The sequence below is a fragment of the Duganella sp. CF402 genome, from assembly GCF_900109645.1.
Classification (GTDB): domain Bacteria; phylum Pseudomonadota; class Gammaproteobacteria; order Burkholderiales; family Burkholderiaceae_D; genus Rugamonas.
Genome location: NZ_FOBG01000001.1, coordinates 2,839,878 through 2,858,751, shown reverse-complemented (window position 1 = coordinate 2,858,751; position 18,874 = coordinate 2,839,878). Strand labels below are relative to the sequence as shown.

The 18,874-nt window shown below is 65.2% G+C and carries 20 protein-coding genes; 1 reads left to right on the top strand and 19 read right to left on the bottom strand.

The features are described 5' to 3' along the window. Nucleotides 1-59: 59 nt before the first annotated feature. The 13 genes from fliR to fliF all read right to left on the bottom strand — a co-directional run bounded on the left by fliR (nt 60) and on the right by fliF (nt 11,941). Entirely contained in the window at nt 60-902 is an 843-nt protein-coding gene (gene fliR, locus BMZ70_RS12830) for a flagellar biosynthetic protein FliR (protein ID WP_092274583.1), read from the bottom strand. 96 nt (nt 903-998) lie between these two features. Then, the gene (fliQ, locus tag BMZ70_RS12825; RefSeq protein ID WP_092274580.1) at nt 999-1,268 is read right to left on the bottom strand and encodes a flagellar biosynthesis protein FliQ; all 270 of its coding nucleotides are present in this window, start codon (nt 1,266-1,268) and stop codon (nt 999-1,001) included. Between the two features lie 9 nt (nt 1,269-1,277). After that, on the bottom strand, nt 1,278-2,039 hold the full coding sequence (gene fliP / locus BMZ70_RS12820) for a flagellar type III secretion system pore protein FliP (RefSeq protein ID WP_092274577.1): 762 nt from the start codon (nt 2,037-2,039) through the stop codon (nt 1,278-1,280). After that, complete coding sequence (fliO, locus tag BMZ70_RS12815; protein ID WP_165403479.1) at nt 2,029-2,640, bottom strand: flagellar biosynthetic protein FliO; 612 nt, start codon at nt 2,638-2,640, stop codon at nt 2,029-2,031. The genes fliP and fliO overlap by 11 nt, the downstream gene beginning before the upstream one ends. After that, nucleotides 2,637-3,071, bottom strand: a complete 435-nt coding sequence (gene fliN, locus BMZ70_RS12810; RefSeq protein ID WP_092274574.1) for a flagellar motor switch protein FliN — start codon at nt 3,069-3,071, stop codon at nt 2,637-2,639. Before fliN ends, fliO begins: the two co-directional genes overlap by 4 nt. A 14-nt stretch (nt 3,072-3,085) precedes the next feature. Further along, the gene (gene fliM, locus BMZ70_RS12805) at nt 3,086-4,069 is read right to left on the bottom strand and encodes a flagellar motor switch protein FliM (protein WP_092274571.1); all 984 of its coding nucleotides are present in this window, start codon (nt 4,067-4,069) and stop codon (nt 3,086-3,088) included. Between the two features lie 21 nt (nt 4,070-4,090). Further along, on the bottom strand, nt 4,091-4,606 hold the full coding sequence (gene fliL, locus BMZ70_RS12800; protein WP_092274568.1) for a flagellar basal body-associated protein FliL: 516 nt from the start codon (nt 4,604-4,606) through the stop codon (nt 4,091-4,093). Between the two features lie 204 nt (nt 4,607-4,810). Further along, a complete protein-coding gene (locus tag BMZ70_RS12795) occupies nt 4,811-6,514 on the bottom strand; it encodes a flagellar hook-length control protein FliK (protein ID WP_092274566.1) in 1,704 nt (567 codons plus the stop codon). A 19-nt stretch (nt 6,515-6,533) separates the two neighbouring features. Further along, entirely contained in the window at nt 6,534-6,974 is a 441-nt protein-coding gene (fliJ, locus tag BMZ70_RS12790) for a flagellar export protein FliJ (protein WP_092274563.1), read from the bottom strand. A gap of 39 nt (nt 6,975-7,013) precedes the next feature. Further along, nucleotides 7,014-8,432 (bottom strand): flagellar protein export ATPase FliI, encoded by a 1,419-nt coding sequence (gene fliI, locus BMZ70_RS12785; RefSeq protein ID WP_092274560.1) that lies wholly within the window; start codon nt 8,430-8,432, stop codon nt 7,014-7,016. 2 nt (nt 8,433-8,434) lie between these two features. Beyond that, a complete protein-coding gene (locus tag BMZ70_RS12780; protein WP_092274557.1) occupies nt 8,435-9,202 on the bottom strand; it encodes a flagellar assembly protein FliH in 768 nt (255 codons plus the stop codon). 2 nt (nt 9,203-9,204) lie between these two features. Beyond that, nucleotides 9,205-10,203: a flagellar motor switch protein FliG gene (gene fliG, locus BMZ70_RS12775; RefSeq protein ID WP_092274555.1), complete on the bottom strand. Its 999-nt coding sequence runs from the start codon at nt 10,201-10,203 to the stop codon at nt 9,205-9,207. Then, on the bottom strand, nt 10,196-11,941 hold the full coding sequence (gene fliF, locus BMZ70_RS12770) for a flagellar basal-body MS-ring/collar protein FliF (protein ID WP_092274552.1): 1,746 nt from the start codon (nt 11,939-11,941) through the stop codon (nt 10,196-10,198). The genes fliG and fliF overlap by 8 nt, the downstream gene beginning before the upstream one ends. 163 nt (nt 11,942-12,104) lie before the next feature. Between fliF and fliE the strand changes: the two genes are divergently transcribed. Beyond that, complete coding sequence (gene fliE / locus BMZ70_RS12765) at nt 12,105-12,449, top strand: flagellar hook-basal body complex protein FliE (protein WP_092274549.1); 345 nt, start codon at nt 12,105-12,107, stop codon at nt 12,447-12,449. A gap of 112 nt (nt 12,450-12,561) precedes the next feature. Here the strand turns inward: fliE and BMZ70_RS12760 are convergent, their stop codons facing one another. Genes BMZ70_RS12760 through fliD form a run of 6 tightly spaced genes read right to left on the bottom strand, consistent with a single transcriptional unit; the run spans nt 12,562 to nt 18,766 of the window. Further along, the gene (locus BMZ70_RS12760) at nt 12,562-13,320 is read right to left on the bottom strand and encodes a flagellar brake protein (RefSeq protein WP_092274547.1); all 759 of its coding nucleotides are present in this window, start codon (nt 13,318-13,320) and stop codon (nt 12,562-12,564) included. A 15-nt stretch (nt 13,321-13,335) separates the two neighbouring features. Then, nucleotides 13,336-13,668, bottom strand: a complete 333-nt coding sequence (locus BMZ70_RS12755) for an EscU/YscU/HrcU family type III secretion system export apparatus switch protein (protein WP_092274544.1) — start codon at nt 13,666-13,668, stop codon at nt 13,336-13,338. Next, nucleotides 13,661-15,268: a flagellar hook-length control protein FliK gene (locus BMZ70_RS12750; protein ID WP_092274542.1), complete on the bottom strand. Its 1,608-nt coding sequence runs from the start codon at nt 15,266-15,268 to the stop codon at nt 13,661-13,663. Before BMZ70_RS12750 ends, BMZ70_RS12755 begins: the two co-directional genes overlap by 8 nt. Before the next feature lie 14 nt (nt 15,269-15,282). After that, nucleotides 15,283-15,612 carry a flagellar protein FliT gene (locus tag BMZ70_RS12745; protein ID WP_092274539.1) on the bottom strand — a complete coding sequence of 110 codons (330 nt, stop codon included), beginning with the start codon at nt 15,610-15,612 and terminating at the stop codon, nt 15,283-15,285. A 3-nt stretch (nt 15,613-15,615) separates the two neighbouring features. After that, entirely contained in the window at nt 15,616-16,053 is a 438-nt protein-coding gene (fliS, locus tag BMZ70_RS12740; protein ID WP_092274536.1) for a flagellar export chaperone FliS, read from the bottom strand. A 28-nt stretch (nt 16,054-16,081) separates the two neighbouring features. Further along, complete coding sequence (gene fliD / locus BMZ70_RS29220; RefSeq protein ID WP_092274533.1) at nt 16,082-18,766, bottom strand: flagellar filament capping protein FliD; 2,685 nt, start codon at nt 18,764-18,766, stop codon at nt 16,082-16,084. Nucleotides 18,767-18,874: the final 108 nt, after the last annotated feature.

Below are 18,874 nucleotides of genomic sequence, written 5' to 3'. Positions count from 1 at the left end.
TGATACGCGGCTCATTGCCTCATGGAAACCAAAATACACACGACGGCTATTGAATTTCCCTATGGCTGCAGGCCCGGAGGTCGAATCGGCAAGCTTGCCGGTTTAACTACGGGCGGTCGCTGCGACCAGGTGCGCGGCATCAGCCTGGCGCGTTCAATCCCGTCCAAAAACAGGTTCTGGATCGGCGCTCCGAAGTACGGCAGGGTCATCGCGATCACCAGCAAGCCCATGCCGAGGGTAATCGGAAAGCCGATCCCAAATAAGTTCAACTGCGGCGCGGCGCGGGTCAAAATCCCCAGCGCCACGTTGGTAATCAATAAGGCCGCCACGATCGGCAGCGACAGCTGCACCCCGGTGCTGAAAATCCGCCCGCCCCAGTCGGCCAGCTGCTTGAAGCCGCCGCCGTAGATGGGGATGCTCGACACCGGCAGCGTGGAAAAGCTCTCCACCAGCGCCGACAGCAACACCAAATGCGCATTCACCGCCAAAAACGCCATCGTCGCCACCAGCGACAGAAACTGGCTGATGGCCGACGAGCGGCCCTGGGTGGTCGGATCGAAAAACGTCGCGAACCCCAGGCCCATCGTCAGGCTGGAAATCTCCCCGGCCATTTCCACCGCCGCAAAAATGATGCGGATGCTGAACCCCATCGCCAGCCCGATCAGCATTTCCTGCAGCACGATCAGGATGCCGGCCATCGACAGCGGGTCGGTGGCGGGCCAAGCCGGCACCGCCGGCGCCACGATCATGGCGATGCCCACGCCCAGGCTGACCTTGACGCTGGCCGGCACCGCGCTGTTGCCGAGCAGCGGCGAGGCGGCGATCAGGGCCAGGATGCGGGCCAGCGGCCACAGCAATCCGGCTACCCACATATTGATATCGGCGGAAGAGACGGTCAGCATAAGGGTCTGTTACATTTCCGTCCGGCATCTTTCTGCATTGTAGACGAACTTTTTAGTAAATCGGAAACTGTTACAAATTGATAAAACGACAGTGCTCTAGCCTACCAGCAGGGGAATGCCGTTGAACACTTCGCGCATGTAGTCGAGCATGACCGACAGCATCCACGGCCCGGCCACCACCAGCGCCACGAAAATGCCGACCAGCTTGGGGATGAAGGACAGCGTCTGCTCATTGATCTGGGTGGCGGCCTGGAAAATGGACACCACCAGGCCGATGATCAGCGCCACCAGCAGCATGGGGGCGGCGATCATCAGGGTAATTTCCATCGCATGGCGGCCCATCGTCATCACGCTTTCGGGCGTCATCGCGGCCTCCTAGTAAAAGCTCTGGGCCAGCGAGCCCAACAGCAGTTGCCAGCCATCCACCAGCACAAACAGCATCAGCTTGAACGGCAGCGAAATCACTGCCGGCGACATCATCATCATGCCCATCGACATAAGTACAGAGGCGACCACCATGTCGATAATCAGAAATGGAATGAAGATGGCAAAGCCGATCTGGAACGCGGTTTTCAGCTCGCTGGTGACAAACGCCGGCACCAGGATCCGCAGCGGCACGTCTTCCGGCCCCTGCAGGGCGGGGCTGCGCGACAGTTTGACGAACAGCGCCAGGTCGGCCTGGCGGGTTTGCTTGAGCATGAAAGTTTTTAATGGCGCGGCGCCCTTGTCGAGCGCCTGCATCATGTTGAGCTTGTTTTCCTGCAAGGGCAGGTAAGCTTCGTTGTAGATCTTGTCGAAGGTCGGGCCCATCACGAACAGGGTCAGGAACAGTGCCAGCCCGACCATCACCTGATTCGGTGGCGCCGACTGCGTGCCCAGCGCCTGGCGCAGCAGCGACAGCACGATGATGATGCGGGTGAAGCTGGTCATCAGCAACAGCGCGGCCGGGATGAAGGTCAGCGCCGTCATCAGCAGCATGGTCTGGATCGGCAGCGTGTAGTTGGTGCCGCCGCCAGGTGCTGGCGTTGAAGTTAATGCGGGGATGCCGATGTTCGATTCCGCGCCGGCCGCCAATGGCAGGGCGAGCGCGGCCAGCATCAGCAGTGGTGTTGCGTAGCTGGACAGCTTATTTGCCATTGCGTTTGTCTATCGTTTGTTTGATCCAGTCGGCGAAGTTGGCGCCGGGGACGGTGGCCGGCTGGGCCGGCTCGCTGCTTTCCTGGCGCGGCATGGTGGCCAGCGCGTTCATGCGGCCGGGCGAGGCGCCCACCACGATCCATTGTTCGCCCACTTCCACCACCAGGATGCGCTCGCGGGTGCCGACGCTGAGCGAGCCGACCAGCTTGACGTTGCTGTTGCCGCCGCCGAAGTTTTTCGGGCCGAAGCGCTTGGTCAGCCAGGCCAGGCCCAGCATCAGGCCAATCACGAACAGCAGGGCCAGCGAGGTTTGCAACAGGCCGCCGCCGGTCGACGGCGCGCTTGCTTGCGGCGTCGGGATGGTCATCGCCAGCGCGCTCGGCTGGACCGGCGCCGGGGCCGGTGCGGCAGCTGCCGGAGCAGGTGCGGGAGTTGCAGGAGCGGGGGCGGCCTCGACGCTGGCGGCGGTTTCCGTCGCCGCCGGCGCTTCGGTGGCCGCATGGGCCGCGCCGATGGTGCCCGACACGCTGCGCTGGGCCATTGCAGGCGCGGCGGCCAGGGCCGCCGCGAGGATGAGGGTAGAAATCAGTCCGTGCTTCATTTATTGAGTTTTCGAATACGTTCGGACGGCGTGATGATGTCAGTCAGGCGGATACCAAACTTGTCGTTCACCACCACCACCTCGCCCTGGGCGATCAGGCAGCCATTGACCAGCACGTCCATCGGCTCGCCGGCCAGGCCGTCCAGCTCGACCACCGAGCCCTGCGCCAATTGCAGCAGGTTCTTGATGGCGATCTTGGTGCGGCCCAGTTCCACCGTCAGCTGGACCGGGATATCAAGGATGAAGTCGATATCGTTGTGGGTCTCGGTCTTGCTGGGCGTGCCGGAAAAGTCCTTGAACACGGCGGCGCTGGCCGCTTGCGCAGCCTGCTGCTTTTCCAGCGCGGCCGCTTCGGCCTGGGCCTGCTCGGCGATCGCCGCACCCCACGGATCGTCATCGTCCAGCGGTTGATCGTCTTGATTGTCCGACATGATTCTCTCCGGTGTTAATTTTTAAGATTATCGGTATTGGCCAGCAGTTTCTCGACCTTGAGCGCGTACTGGCCATTCATGACGCCGTAGCTGCAATCCATCACCGGCACCCCGTCCACGGTGGCCGAAATCAGTTCCGGGATCGTCAGCGGGATGATGTCGCCCACCCGCATATTGAGGATCTCGTCGAAATTGACCTTGGCCGTGCCCAGCGAGGCCACCACTTCGACTTCCGCGATCTGGATCTGCTGCGTCATCAAACGGATCCAGCGCTTGTCCACCTCGAGCGCCTCGCCCTGCAGGCTGGACGTCAGCGAATCGCGGATCGGCTCGATCATCGAGTACGGCATGCAGAAGTGGATCTGGCCCGACACCGAGCCCAGCTCCACGGTAAAGGTCGACGCCACCACCACCTCGTTGGGCGTGGCGATGTTGGCAAACTGGGTATTCATTTCCGAGCGGATGTACTCGAACTCGACCGGATACACCGGCTCCCACGACTTGGTGTAAGCCTCGAACACAATGTCGAGGATGCGCAGGATGATGCGCTGCTCGGTCTGGGTAAAGTCGCGGCCCTCGACGCGGGTGTGGAAGCGGCCGTCGCCGCCGAACAGGTTGTCGACCAGCAGGAACACCAGGCCCGGATCGAACACCATCAGCGCCGTGCCGCGCAGCGGCTTCATGTGCACCAGGTTCAGGTTGGTCGGCACCACCAGGTTGCGGATGAACTCGGAATACTTGGACACCCGCACCGAGCCGACCGAGACCTCGGCGCTGCGGCGCAGGAAGTTGAACAGGCCGACGCGCAACAGGCGGGCAAAGCGTTCGTTGATAATTTCCAGCGTCGGCATACGGCCGCGCACGATCCGTTCCTGGGTGGCCAGGTTGTACGTTCGTACTCCCGCGACGTCTTCTTGCGCCGCGACGTCGTCCTGGTCGCCGTTGACGCCCTTCAGAAGGGCATCGACTTCTTCCTGGGAGAGAAAATTATCAGCCATGATTCTCGGTGATTCTCTGTGTTACTGAATGATGAAGGACGTGAACAGGACGTCCTCGATTTCCTGCTGCGAGCCGCGGTCTTCAAACGGTTCGCGCAGTTGCGCAATGATTTCCTTGGCCAGCTGGACCTTGCCCTCCGGCGTATTGATATCGGTGGCGCGCTTGCTCGACAACAGCAACAGCATGCGGCTGCGCACCTTGGCCATATTGGCCTTGACGTTTTCCTTCTCTTCCAGCCCGCCCACCTCCAGCGTGAAGGCGATTTGCAGGTACTGGTCGGTGCCGGCTTCGCCCGGCTGCAGGTTGACCGTGAACGGTTCGACCGGCACGTATTCCGGCGGGCCGACCGGCTTCTTCGATTTTTTCTTCTTGACCGGCGTGTCGTCATGCTCTTCCGCATCGGCCTTGCCGTGCAAGAAGAACCAGGCCGCACCGCCGCCCGCCGCGCCGAGGATGAGCACAACAGCCAGGATGATGATGATCAGTTTCTTGCTGCCGCCACCGGAAGGCGCTTCAACTTTCTGATCGGCTTTCATTTTTGGGTTCGCTTTCAAAGTAGCCCTTCTTGCAGCGGGAGTGGATCACGCCGCCATTATGTCATTATCGGTCAGGCCTGCGCAGTTGGATCCGCTGAAAAGAGGGGCGTTCCCGCTGCTGCTTGGCGTTTCCGTAGTGTAACAGACAACAAAACCGGGAGGGCAGGGTTGCCGCTCCCGGTTGTGTGCGATGGCGGCGTGCGCTCAGGCGAAAGTATCGACCGCGCCGGCCGGCAAGCGGCGCGCGGCTTGCGTGGTGCGCGCTGCCTCGGCGTCGCTGCCGGTGTCGCGGCCGTAGCCGGCGCCGCCCCGGCTGCTGCCGTTACCGCTGCCGCTTTGCGCCGAGCTGGCTTGCTGGCTGTAGGCGCTGTTGTTCTGATCCGACATCCCGGCCGAGACCGTGGCGCTGCCGAGCTGGATGCCGGCTTCGCTCATCATCTCTTTCAGTTTCGGCAGCGCCGATTCCAGCGCCTGGCGCACTTCCGGCGCGGCCGAGCTGAAGGCGGCGGTGGCCTGGTCCTTGTTCACGCTCAGCACCACTTGCAGCGGGCCGAGGTCCGGCGGATTCAGTTCCATCGTGGCGCTCTGCTCGCCGCCGGCGGCCATGAAGATGATTTTCTGGCCGAGCTGCTGGTCCCACTGCTGGGTGCCGACGCGGCTGCTCAGCTTGTCGGTCGGGACGGCGCTGGCGGCCTTGGCCAGTTCCTGCGCGGCGTGGCTGGCGGTCGGCGCGACGGTGATCGTGGCTTCCTTCAGCACGGCGGTGGTCTCGGCGCTGGCGGTGGTGGTGTTGGACGCGGCGGCCAGCTGGGCCGGATCGGCGGCCTGCTGTTGCTGCTGGGTCTGCGACACTTGCGGCTGGGCCTCGCCGGCCGGCGCAGCCTTGGTTTCGATCTTGTTGATGACGTCGGCGCCAGCTTTCGGCGCGGTGTCGGCCACGGTCGCGGTGCTGGCGTCGGCCACCTCGGCAGCTGGCTGGGCGTCGGCCTTGGCGCTGCTGGCGGCGGCGTTGGCCAGTTCCGGCGTCAGGCTGGCGTCAGTCTTGCCGCTGGCGGCGCTCAGTGCGGCCGCAGCGGCGGCCGCCGCTGCCGCGTCGGCAGCCGCTTGTGCAGCGGAGCCGGCCTTGCCCAGCGCGGTCTTGAAGTCGGTGGCGGCTGCGGCCTGGTCTTGTGCGGCTTGCAGGGCGGCGGCATCGGCGCCGGCGGTGGCGGCCAGCGCGGCTGCAGCGTCGGCTGCTGCGGCGTCAGCGGCATCAGTTGCCACGGCGGCCGGCGCGTTTGCGATCGCGCCAGCTTTGTCGGCGGCGGCTGCGATGGCGGCTTGTGCGGCGGCGGCCGCTGCGCCAGCAGCTGCTGCATCGGCAGCGCCGCTGGCGGTGGCGCCCAGCGTGGCGCTGCTTGCGCCGGTTGCGCCCGCTGCTGCTGCGTCGGTGGCCGGCGCGGCGGCCGGTGCGGCGGGCTGGTTGAAGGCGGCAACCAGGGCCAGCATGTCGGCCACCGGATCGGCGGCTTGTGCGTCCTGGGCGTCGCTGCTGGCGCTGTTGCTATCGGCGCTGCTGCTTTCGGTGTCGCTCGAGGCGCTCTTGGCCGGCGCGGCGGCGACTTCGGTGCTGGCGGCGGCAGCGGCTGGCTGCGGCGCATCGGCGTCGTTGTTGGATTCGGCTTGCCTGGCCGGCGCGGCCTGCTGCTGTTTCGGCGCCGAAGCGCGCGAAGCAGGGCGCTCGGCGGCGCGGGTCGGCTGCTTGCTGCTGGCGCTGCTGCTTTCGTTGTTGCTGCGCTGGTCGATCTCGCGCGACAGCGCTTGCTTGAAGGCGTCGTTGTCGCCGCCGGCGCCGAAGCTGACATTGGTTTTTTGCGCGGCCACTGCATTGGCGTTCAGGGTAGGAATCTGGAGATTAGGGGTTTGCATGTTTCGCGCTCTCTGAATGTCATCGTTTGTAGTACGCCTGCCTTGCTGCGTGCTCGTCCATTTGCTTCTGGTCGCGCTTGTTTTCCAGCTTGAGCGCGGCGGCATCCGCCCGGTCGTTCAGGGTGGAGTAGGACATGCGCTTGCGCTCGCTGGCTTGCCACGCGGCCTTTTCCTGTTCACTGCGGTGCTCGGCGTGCTTGATCATGTCGAGCTGGCCCTTGACCGCAGTGTCCAGCTTTTCGATGAACGCCACGAAATTCCGGTAAGCCATCGGTGTAATGCCCGCCGCCTGCGCCGCCTCGAAACGCTTGATGTACTCGTTCTGGTAGCCGACCAGCATCTGGTGCTTTTGCCTGGCGTCATCCACGGCTTTCAGGGCAATGCCCAGCCGCTTGGCGGCATCGTCCGTTTCGCGCCGCGCCAGGTCCATCAAGGTTTCTAATTGCGCTTTGGAAGCCATATTCTTAGCTTAATTATAGGTGGCGGGGTACTGCGTCAATCAGTCGAATAGAGAGGTAAGTTGGCCCAAGCTCTCGCTCATGGTCACCCGTTCGGTGATTTGTTGTTGCAAAAAATGCTCGATGCGGTCGTGCAGCTGGATCGCCTGGTCGAGTACCGGATCGGTGCCGGCGGCGTAGGCGCCGACGCTGATCAGGTCGCGGCTGCGCTCGAAGCGCGAGAACAATTGCTTGAGCTGGCGCGCCTTGCTCTGGTGCTCGGGCGAGGTGATCGAGTGCATCGCGCGGCTGATCGATTGCTCGATGTCGATGGCCGGGTAGTGGCCGGCCTCGGCCAGGCGGCGGTTCAGGACGATGTGGCCGTCCAGGATGGCGCGCGCCGAGTCGGCGATCGGGTCTTGCTGGTCGTCGCCCTCGGTCAGCACGGTGTAGAAGGCGGTGATCGAGCCGCCGCCCATTTCGCCGTTGCCGGCGCGTTCGACCAGGATCGGCAGCTTGGCAAACACCGACGGCGGATAGCCCTTGGTGGCCGGCGGCTCGCCGATGGCCAGCGCGATTTCACGCTGCGCCATCGCGTAGCGGGTCAGCGAGTCCATGATCAGCAGCACGTTCTGGCCTTTGTCGCGGAAGTGCTCGGCAATTGCGGTGGCGTAGGCCGCGCCTTGCAGGCGCATCAGCGGCGGCGTGTCGGCCGGGGCCGCCACCACCACCGAGCGCGCCAGGCCTTCCTCGCCGAGGATTTGCTCGATGAATTCTTTGACTTCGCGTCCGCGTTCGCCGATCAGGCCGACCACGATGATGTCGGCCTCGGTGTAGCGCGCCATCATACCCAGCAGCACCGACTTGCCGACGCCGGAACCGGCGAACAAGCCCATGCGCTGGCCGCGTCCGACGGTCAGCATGGCGTTGATCGAGCGCACGCCCACGTCCAGCGTTTCGGCGATCGGCGCGCGGCCCAGCGGGTTGGCGGGGCGGGTGTTGATCGGCGCGCTGTCGGTGGTGTTGAGCGGGCCGAGGCCGTCCAGCGGGCGGCCGGCGCCGTCCAGCACGCGGCCCAGCAGTTCCGGGCCGACCGGCAGGTGGCGCGCGCGGTCGCTCGGGCGGCGGCGCGGATGGGTCACGCTGCCCGGCTTGGGGATGGCCGGTTCGACCGGGAACACGCGGGTGCCGGGCACCACGCCTTCGACGTCGGACTGCGGCATCAGGAACAGCTTGTCGCCTTCGAAGCCGACCACTTCGGCCTCGATCTTGCCGCCGGCCGGCAGCGGCACGGTGCAGGCGGCGCCCACGGCCAGCCGCAGGCCGACCGCTTCCATCACCAGCCCGGCCACGCGCGTGACGCGGCCCGAGACCTGCATCGGCTCGACAAAACCGACCAGTTCGGCGCAATCGTTGAGGTAGGATTTCCAGCGCCCGGCGTGGACGTTGGCGGCAGGGGCGGGAGCAGTTGCGGCGTCCATGATCAGGCCAGCCAGTCCACTTCTTTGCCGAGCGCGTGGCTCAGGCGCTGCCAGCGCGCGGCGGCGGTGGCGTCGATCTGGTTGCTGGCGGTGTCGACCTTGCAGCCGCCACGGCCGACCGAAGGATCTTCCACCACGCGCCAGCCGCCCTTGTCGAGCTCTTCGCCGATGCCGGCGCGCACGGTGGCGGCGTCGTCCGGATGCAGCACCAGCAGCGCCGGCTGCTGCAGCACCGGCAGGTATTCGATGGCGTCGCGCACGATCGGCAGGATCAGTTCCGGCTTCACTTGCAGCGCGTTCTTCAGCATGCCCTTGGCCAGTTGCAGCGCCAGGTCCAGCACCTCGTTGGCGATCAGCTGGTCGGCGCCGTGCAGCGCTTCGCTGAAGCTGTCGGCCAGCGCGCGTACGTGCTGCAATTCTTCCCTGGTGGCTGCCAGGCCGGCTTCGGTGGCTTCGGCATGGCCGTCGGCGTGGCCGGCCGCATGGCCTTCCTCATAGCCTTCCTTGCGCGCGTCTTCGCGGATTTGCTCCAGCTCTTCGACCGTCGGGTAGGCGGTGGGCGGCGGCAGCGGCGGGCCCATTTCCATTTGTTCCTGCTGCGCCTGCAAGGCGTCCTGCACGCGCTGCTCGGCTTCGAGGCGCGCGTTCTCGGCGTCGCGTTCGCGCTGCTCGGCTTCGCGCTGGGCGATCGAACTCGGCCGTTCGTCGCCGAACGACGTCATCTCCCAGCGCTGGAACGCCGTCTGCTGTTCTTTCGTATGTATGACCATGTTTAAACGAAGGAATCCTCGCCTTTACCACCTAGCACGATCTGGCCTTCGTCGGCCAGGCGGCGCACGATTTGCAGGATTTGCTTTTGTTGCGTTTCCACTTCCGACAGGCGCACCGGACCTTTCGACTCCAGGTCTTCGCGCATCATTTCCGAGGCGCGCGCCGACATGTTCTTGAAGATCTTGTCGCGCAGTTCCTGCGACGCGCCCTTCAGGGCGATGATCAGCATCTCGGACTGCACCTCGCGCAGCAGCAGCTGGATGCCGCGGTCGTCGATATCGATCAGGTTGTCGAACACGAACATCTCGTCCATGATCTTCTGCGCCATGTCGTTGTCGTAGTTCTTGATATTGTCCATGACCGAGCTTTCCTGCTCGCCGGACATGAAGTTGAGGATCTCGGCCGCCGCGCGCACGCCGCCCAGCGTCGATTTCTTGATGTTCTCGTTACCCGACAGCAGCTTGGTGAGCACGTCGTTCAGCTCGCGCAGCGCGGCCGGCTGCACGCCGTCCAGCGTGGCGATCCGCAGCACCACGTCGTTGCGCAGGCGGTCGGTGAAGTGGCCGAGGATTTCGCAGGCCTGGTCGCGCTCGAGGTGGACCAGGATGGTGGCGATGATCTGCGGGTGTTCGTTGCGGATCAGCTCGGCGACCGATTGCGAATCCATCCACTTCAGCGATTCGATGCCCGAGGCGTCCTTGCCGCCCAGAATGCGCGACAGCAGCACCGAGGCCTTGTCGTCGCCCAGCGCCTTGGTCAGCACCTGGCGGATATACTCGTCCGAATCGAGGCCCACGGTGGAGGCGGCCGCCACCATGTCGCGGAAATTGTCCAGCGTGCCGACCACTTCCTCGTGCGGCACGTTCTTCATGGTGGCCATCGCCGCGCCCAGCTTGAGCACTTCGCGCGGGCCGAGGAACTTCATCACCTCGGCGGCCTCGGTCTCGCCCATCGCCAGCATCAGGATGGCGGCCTTTTGCAGTCCGGTATTCTCAGTCATTTGCGCCTATCCATTCCTTGATCACGTTGGCCACAATGCGTGGGTCCTCCACCGCCAGTTTCTTGGCCATCGCGAGGTTGTCGCGGTAGCTGCGCGCGGTGTTTTCTTCCATTTTGCGCAGTTCTTCTTCGGCGATGAGCGCTTCGTCCGGACCTTCCTCGACCACTTCCTCCGGCACTTCCGGTTCCGGCTCCGGCGCGTTGATCTCGTCGATCTTCTTGAACACCGGACGCATCATCGGACGCACGATGCGCAGCACGATGTACAGCAAGATCAGGGCGGTGATCAGGAACTTCGCCAGATCCTTGGCCATCGGCAAGTTGGCCGGGTCCTTCCACCATTCCGGCGGCGGCTCGTACGGCTTGTCGACGCCATCGAACGGCGAGTTGGCCACGCTGACGGCGTCGCCGCGATCCTGGTTGTAGCCCATCGCCTGCTTGACCAGGTCGTTGATCTTGGCCATCTCTTCAGGAGTATAGGCTTTTACCGTGACTTTGCCGTTCTTATCGACAATGCGCTTGTAGTTGACCACCACCGCCACGGTCAGGCGGCGCAGGCCGCCCATGCCGCGTTGCTCGTAGCGCACGGTTTTATCGACTTCGTAGTTGGTAGTCGATTCCTTGTGGCTGGTGCCGCCGGCGGCGTTGGGGTTGACGGTGCCGGGCACGGTGCCCGGCGGCGGCGCGTTGGGGCCGTTGGCCTGGGCGGTCTGGTTGAGCGGGGCGGTGGCGGTGCCCGGCGGCTGGTTCGACAGCGCGCCCGGGATGCCGCCCGGATTGTTGGTGCTGTTGTTGCCGTTGGTCTCGCTGGTTTGCTGGCTGCGGATGGCCGAGGCGGCCGGGGGCGAGTTCGGCTTGTAGTTCTCGGAGGCCTGCTCGATCTTGGCAAAGTCGACATCGGCCACTGCCTCGGCGCGCACATTGTCTTCGCCGACGATCGGCGCGACGATCGATTCGACTTGCTTGATCACCTGCGCCTGCAGGTCCTTGACGTATTTCAGCTGCAGCTCGTCGAGCTTGGCGTTGGCGATCGCGCCCGGCTTGTTTTGCTCGGAAATCAGGTTGCCGGCCTGGTCGACCACGGTGACGTTGGCCGGGGTCAGTTCGGCCACGCTGGACGCCACCAGGTGGATGATGGAGCCGGTCTGCTGCGCATCCAGCATGCGGTTGGTGCGCAGGGTAACGATCACCGAGGCGGTCGGTTTTTGCTGGTCGCGCACGAACACGGACGGCTTCGGCAGCGCCAGGTGGACGCGGGCGTTTTCCACCGGCGCCAGCGACATGATGGAACGGGCCAGCTCGCCTTCGAGCGCGCGCTGGTAATTGACCTGCTCGGCGAACTGGGACACGCCCAGCTTCTGGTTTTCCATCAGCTCGAAGCCGACCGTGCCGCCTTTCGGCAAGCCTTGGGCCGCCAGCTTGAGGCGGATGTCGTGCACCTGGTCGGCCGGCACCAGGATGGCGGTGCCGTTGTCGGCGAACTTGTGCTTGATGTTGAGCTTGTCCAGTTCGGCCGTGATGGCGCCGCCGTCGCGGTCGGTGAAGTTGGAGAACAGCACCGCGTAGTCGGGCGGCTTGTTCCATAGCCACAGGCCGACCAGGATGGCGGCGATGGCGGCCGCGCCGGCGGCGCGCAGGAAGTTGCGCCCCATCGGCGTCTGGATGAAGGGCAGCTTCTCGACGCCGTCGTCTTGCGCGCCGGCTGCTGTGTCGTTGTCGATCTCTTCCGCTACGGCCATGATGGTTGGGTCCCGATTGAGGGTTCTTTAAGGAATACCGCCATTATTGCTTGTATTTTGGAAATTCAATAGGGGGAACAGAGCGCCGTTTACGGTCCTGCTCAATGCAGGGGGCTGGCGTGGTCCTTGTTATTCTGGCACCACGTTTAAAAAGGAGTTAGCAATGATTACAGGTGGAATTGACAGTAGTCGAATCCAAGCCATGATAGCGCAGCTGCGCGCGCACGCGACCAAGCCGGACCTGCAGCCGCCGGTGATCGCGACCGAGCCGGCCGCCGTACCCAAGGCGAATTTCTCCGACGCCCTGAAAAAGTCGCTGGACGCCGTCAACGCCAGCCAGGTCGAGGCCGATGGCTTGAGCAAACAGTTTGCGATGGGGGATGACAGCGTCAGCCTGTCGGATGTGATGATTGCGCAACAAAAAGCCAGCATCAACTTCCAGGGCACGATCCAGGTGCGCAACAAGCTGGTGTCGGCCTACCACGACATCATGAACATGCAGGTTTAAGCTCGGACAAACTGAACTGAAGCCCTGAAGTTACGGTCCAACTTCAGGGCTTTTTTATTTTTCAGGGTCTAGTCTGAGCTACTGCCTGTTGGCGGCGCGGGGGGGGGGGCGCTTAAGTCAGGCCGGCGATGCGGGCGTTGCGTTCGCGTTCGAGTTTGGTGATGTAGCGCTGGACGCTGGCCAGCGCGCCGCGTGGGATGTTGACGAACTCGCAGCCCAGGCGGCGGTTGGTCTTGTTGTTCAGCAGGGTCAGGTCCAGCGAGTTGCGCACCTGCAGCGCGGTGGTGATCGGGCCGATTTCCGGCAGGTCGATCTTGCAGTCCAGGTAGCTCTTGCCGATGGCGTCGCCCAGCACCATTTTGTTGTCAAGGATGGCGATGCCGCCGCAGCTGATGTCGGCCAGCGGGAAGGTGGTCGGGCCGCCCAGCTCGGCCGGCAGGGCGATCTGCACCCGCACCGGGTTGGTCACCGGCGTGGCGATGCGGTAGTACTCGCGCCGCTGCAAGCGGATCAGGGTGTCCGGGAACGGAATCTTGAAGGCCGGGTTGCCTTCGAACTGGGTCTGCTCGATCTGGTCGGCCGCAAACAGGATGCGCACCTTGTCCAGCGTGGTTTCAAACGACAGCCGGCGCGAGGCCAGGATGCGCTTGTTCTGCTCCTGGTCGATCGAACAGTCAAGGTAGACGATGTTGGCCGCTTCGTCGACGTCGAGGATGGAGGTCACGCAGACGTCCGACTCGCCCTGGATCAGCATGCGGATCAACTGGTTTTTTTCGCCGATACCGCGCAGCAGGGAGAAGATTTCCCGTCGTGATTCGACTTCAAAATCGTGCCAGTTTTCCAATTCCGCATCCTGAAAGTGTGGGTACATCTAAAGCCAGTTCGGTCAAATTTCGGTCAAGGGGATGCTGGTGTCCGGCGCCGGAGGCAGGGGCATACCAGACTTTTGCGCTGCTTCAATATGATATAGCCACGCTAATAGTTCCGCAATTGTACGATAAAGAATAGGCGGGATCTGTTGGTCCAGATCAACTTCCATGAGCAGGGACACAAGTTCTTTCGACTCATGGATGGCCACGCCGGCTTCCTGCGCCACGTGGATGATCTGCTCGGCCACCAGTCCGCGGCCCTTGGCCACCACTTTGGGGGCGGGCTTGCCGCTGTCGTAGGCCAGCGCCACCGCCTGCTGCAGCGGCTTGCGCGCGGCTTCGTCAGCCATGATCGTCCTCCTGGCTGATGGTCAGCGAGGACAATTGCGCGCCGGCCGCCGCCATCGCGCTTTCCAGCTGGCTGGCATAGGCGCGCAGCGTGACGGCGCTGCCGTCGCTGTCGGTCTGCACCTGGATGTGGACTTGCTCGCCGACCAGCGTCACCGCCGCCGACACTGCGCCCAGCAGCGGCAGGCGGAAGCGCACGCCGCTGCGCCAGATCTGTTCCGGCTCGCCGTCGGCATCGCCGTTGCCGCCCTGGCCGCCTTCGCGCTGCTCACGCCGCACATCCCATTGCATTTCTTGCCCGGGCCAGGCCTGGCCGTGCCACAGCACGCGGTTTTGCTCCTGCGTGTGCAGCTGCTGGTTGATCATTTGCGCGGCGCTCAGGTCGGGGCCGCCGGCGGCGGCGCGCGCGGCAGTTTCGCCGCCTTGCTGTTGCAGCAGGCGCTGCATCTGCGGCTCGCGCATCAGCTCGGCCAGCGGGCGCTCGCCCTTGACCCATTCGGCCACGTGCGATTCATAGAACAGGCCGCTCTTGGAAATGGTCTCGTGCAGCTGTTGCGCCAGCGCGTCGGTGTCGGGCGCGGCGTTGCCGAACAACGCGGTCTTGCCGATCAGCGCCGCTTGCGCCGCCTGACCCGCTTGCGCGGTGCTCAGCACAGTGGTCAGCACGCGCGCGGCGCTGCTCAGCGTCGCTTGCGGGGTGTTGGCGCTGAGTTCGGGCAGCTCGCTGGCCGGCGTCAGCGGCGCCTTGCCAAGCAGGGTGGCGGCCAGGCTTTGCGGCTTGACGGCGTCGGCCGGGACGGCGGAGCCGGCGCTGCCTGCCGCCAGCGTGGCGGCCGCTTGCGCTTGTGCCGCGCCGGCTGGCGTGGCCAGGGCGGCGGCGGGATTCGGCAGGGCGGCATTGCCGGCAGCGATGGCCGGGCGGCCAGCTTGCGCGGCGTTGCCGGCAGGGGCATCGGGGGTGTCGGGGGCGGCTCCGGCCGGCAAGCCGGGACGGCCGGTGGCGGCGCTGTTGCCGCTGTTGGCGGCCGGGTTGCCGGCAGTGGCGCCGGCACCGCTGGCTGGCGTGCCGGGCAGGCCGGGCTGGAGCTGGCCGGGAGCGGCGTCGGCATCGGCTGGTGCGCCGGCACCGGCGCCAGCGCCAGTGGTGGGCGCACCGGGCTGGCCGGGCGCGCCTTGCGCCGCGCCGCTGGCCGGTTTGCCGCTGCCGGGCAGCACCACGGCGCCTTGCGATGGCAGGGTGGCGGCCTCGCCGCCCTCGGCCGCGCCGGCATCGGTGTACAACAGGGTGGGGGCGGCGCCCGGCGTGCTGGTGCCGAGCTGGAAGGTGGGGCGCGGCTGGGCCGTGAGCACGGTCAGTGGCACGCTGGTGCCGACCTGGGTGTCGCCCGGCAGCATCAGGCGCACGGAATTTTCCGCCACCTTGACCAGGTAGCTGCCGTCCTTGAGCTTGGAGAGCACCTCGGCCGGCACGGTCTGGCCGACCAGGCTTTGCACCGCGCGCTGGAAAGCCGCCTGGCGGCCATCGCCGATGGCAACGCCCGCACCGGCGCCGTCAGCCGGCTTGACCGGCGTGACGATGGCGGCGTCCAGGCGCGGCAACATGGCGCGCGCCTGCTTTAGACGCTACCGTAGGCGGTGACGATGCGCCGTTCAGTACCGGTGGCGTTGATCAGTTTGGACAGCTGGGCCATCCACGGCATGGTGAGGTCGCGGATCTGGCGGTCGGCGTTGAGCATCTGGCGGATCAGTTCGATTTTGCGTTCGCGCTCGGCGCCGCTCATCGGCTGTGGCGGCTCGTGTTCGCGCAGCGTCTGCACGTGGGCGGCGCAGCGTTGTTCCAGCAAGACCAGGGCATCCCAGTCGCTGCGTTTGGCGGCCTGCACCATCTGTTCGGTCAGGTCGGCCATCGCGGCGTACACGGATAAAACATCTTGAATCGTCATCATAAATCAGGCGCTCGCGAGGTTGTTGGCGGGGTGGATGCCGGTGGCGGCAGGGGTGTCGGCGATCGCGTTCCAGGCGTCGCGCAACTCGGTCAGCAAACGCTGCACTTCTTCGATGATGGTGGCGTCGTTGTTGAGGTTGGCCGTCAGCAGGCGCGCGCTCATGTACTCGTACAGCGCGTCCAGGCCTTCGGCGATCTCGCCGCCGGCTTTCTTGTCGAGCGCGGCGCGCAGGCCGCTGTCGATGATCATGATGGCCTTGGAGATCGATTTGCCCTTCTCGCCGATATTGCCAGTGCGCATGCCGCTCAGGGCCGTGCTCAGCGCCACCAGGGCGCCGTCGAACAGCATCACGATCAGCTTGTGGGGACTGGCGGCAACCACGCCGGTTTCCATGCCAACCTTGGCATAGGCGCTGACACCAGTTTGTCGAGATCCGAACATACTTTATCTCCTGTTAATGCGTACGCGGTCAGGCCTTGGCCATCGCCGCGAACTGCTGCGTCAAGAATGACGCGGTGGAATTCATGCTGGCAATCGACGTGTCGAGTGCAGTGTACTGCGCGCGGTAGCGCGCTTCAACATCCACCAGGCGCGCGCTGAAGGTATCGCGCTGCTTGGTGATGTCCTTGACGGTGTTGTTCAACCCGGTGGTGCGGCTGGCGATCGCGCCGGTGCTGCCCAGGTAGCCGGACGCCAGGGTATTGAGCTGGTAGGCATAGCCCTGCGAGAAGCCGAAGGTGCCGCGCGAGCCGATGGTGTCGCCGGTCACGGTCAGCTTCAGGCCTTCGATCGGTGCGCCGGCCGCGCCGGTCAGCGACTGGCCGTCGCCGGTGGCGGTGTAGCCGCCGATGGTGCCAGCCACGTCCAGGCCGTCGACCGAGGCGCCGGTGCCAAACGCGGCCGAGACATCGGTGCCGGTGGCGCTGCTGACGTGGATATTGGACTTGGAACCGTAGCGGGTCGAGGTCAGCGACAACTTGCCGTCATCGCCCACCGTGGCGCTGACGGTGGCGCCGGCGGTGGAAAACGCGCTGACGCCATTGATCGCCGACTGCAGCAGGGTGGCCAGCTGGCTCGGATTGTAATTGCCCGCTGGCAGCGAGATGGTGGCGGTATTGGCCAGCGTGGCCGGCTTGGTGTCGTTCAGCGTCACGGTCCAGGTGGTGTCGGCGTCGATGGTGGTCTCGGCCGGCAGGACCAGGTTGCCGGCCAGCGTGCCCTTGGTGGCCAGCTGGGTGATGTTGATACGGTAGTCGCCGGCCAGGGTCTTGCTGGACGAGCTGGCGAACTTGATATCGGGGTCGGTGCCGCGCCCGACTGCCGCGAACAGGCCCGGGATATCGGCAAAGTTGTTGCTGATTGCTGTGCTCAGCTTGCTGTTATCGAGCGCCAGGGTGCCGTCTTTCTGGAACGAGATGCCGATCTGCGACAGGCTGGTCAGCGAGGTGCCCTGCAGCCCGGTAATCGTGGTCGAGAGCTGGCGCCGCAGCGCCGATTGCAGGCCGCGCAGGGTCGAGTCGCCCAGCAGCGGGCCGCCGGTCTTGGTGTCGGGATCGTAGGCGCCGAGCGTGCTGATTTGCTTGCTCAGGGCGTTGTAGGCGGTGACAAAGCCGCTCACCGAACTGGTCAGCGAGCTGCTGTCGGTGGCCACCGACAGGGTGCTGGTGCCGACCTTGAGCGCGCTGATGGTCACGCCCTGGATGGCGCCCGTGATGCTGGTACCGGCGCTGGTGACGGCGATGCCGTTGACCGTGGCCTTGGTGTCGGCGGCGGCGGCCGTTTGCGACAGGCTCTGGGTGCCGGCCGGGTCGTAGCCCATCAGGGCCACCAGGTCGGGATCGGGCGGGTTGCCGCCGGAGCCGGACAGGGTGATCTTCATGGTCGATGCGACGCCGGTCGCGGTCGAGGTCAGGATCAGGTGGTTGGGCGTGGCGCCGGTGCCGGTGCTGCCGTCCGACACGATGCTGGCCGTGACGCCGAAGCCGCCCTTGTTGATGGCGGCCATGATGCCCTGCAAGGTATTGTTCGAGCTGTCGATGACGATATTGCCGCTGGTACGGCTGGCGTCGGCCGTAAAGCTGGTGCCCAGGTAGGCGCCGCCGGTGCCGGCGGTCAGGCCGGCGCCGGCCGGGTTGGTGCCGGCCACGGTAATCGGGCTGCCGTCGGCGGAAATCAGCGAGATCGAGCCGACTGCGGTGGTGTTGGAGCCATTGTTGGCGCTGCCGCTATTGCCGATGCCGCCGGTAACGGCGCCGCTCACGGTTTCGGTCACGGCAATATTGTTGCCGTCCGCATTCTTGAACTGCAGGTCGCCGCCGGCCACGCTGCCGCTGACAGTGATGTTGGCCTCGGCCAGGGCGCGGGTGACGGCGGTGTCGCCGGTCAGCGCCGCGTCCAGCGAGGCGCCGGTGATGCCGCTGCCGCCCGCCACGCCGGTTTGCTGCACGGCGATTTCCACGCCGCCGACCGACAGCGTGTAGGTGCCGCCGCCGCTGGTGTCGATGTCGCCATAGGTGCTGGCGCCGCCGCTGCCAAACAGCGTGGCGCTGGTGGCGGTGGTGGCGGCCTTGGCCGACACGCCGGTGGTGCTGCTCTTGGCGTTGATGGCGTCGGCCAGCAGGCGCGCGCTGCGCGTGCTGCCGTCGGTGGCAATCGCGGTGTTGTTGATGGTGAGCGAGCCCGGCGTCAGGCCGCTCGTGTTGAGGCTGGCGCCAAGCTGGGTGCCGGTGATGCCGAAGGTGCCGCCGCTGACCGTACCCAGCGCGAAGTTGATCGTGGTTTTCGCGCCCAGGCCGATGGCGGCGGTGGTGCTCTTGTAGCCGCCCGAGGCCAGCGTCTGCGCCTGCGCCACCTGGGTGATGTTGACGCGGTAGCTGCCCGGCAGCGCCTCGCCGGTGGCGGTGGCGGTCATCACGCCGGTGTCGCTGGGGGTGGCGGTACGGGTCTGGAAGCTCGACAGCGAGGTCAGGCTGGCGAGCGAGGACTGGAAGGAGCTCAGCGCTCCGGACAGGTTGCCAAACGCTGACACCTGCGCCAGGTAGCTGGCCGACTTTTTGTCAAAGTCCGCCAGAGGCGCAGACTCGACCGCCATCAGTTTGCTGACGATGTCGTTGACCTGCAAGCCTGAGCCGATGCCGGGAGTAGAGATGCCCACTTGGTGCTCCTGTGTAAAACAATAATATAAGACAATATCGGCAGAATCAAACCGTACTTGAGAGGGGCGATTACCCGCCAGTTCGCACTAAGCTGAAAAAAGCGGCAG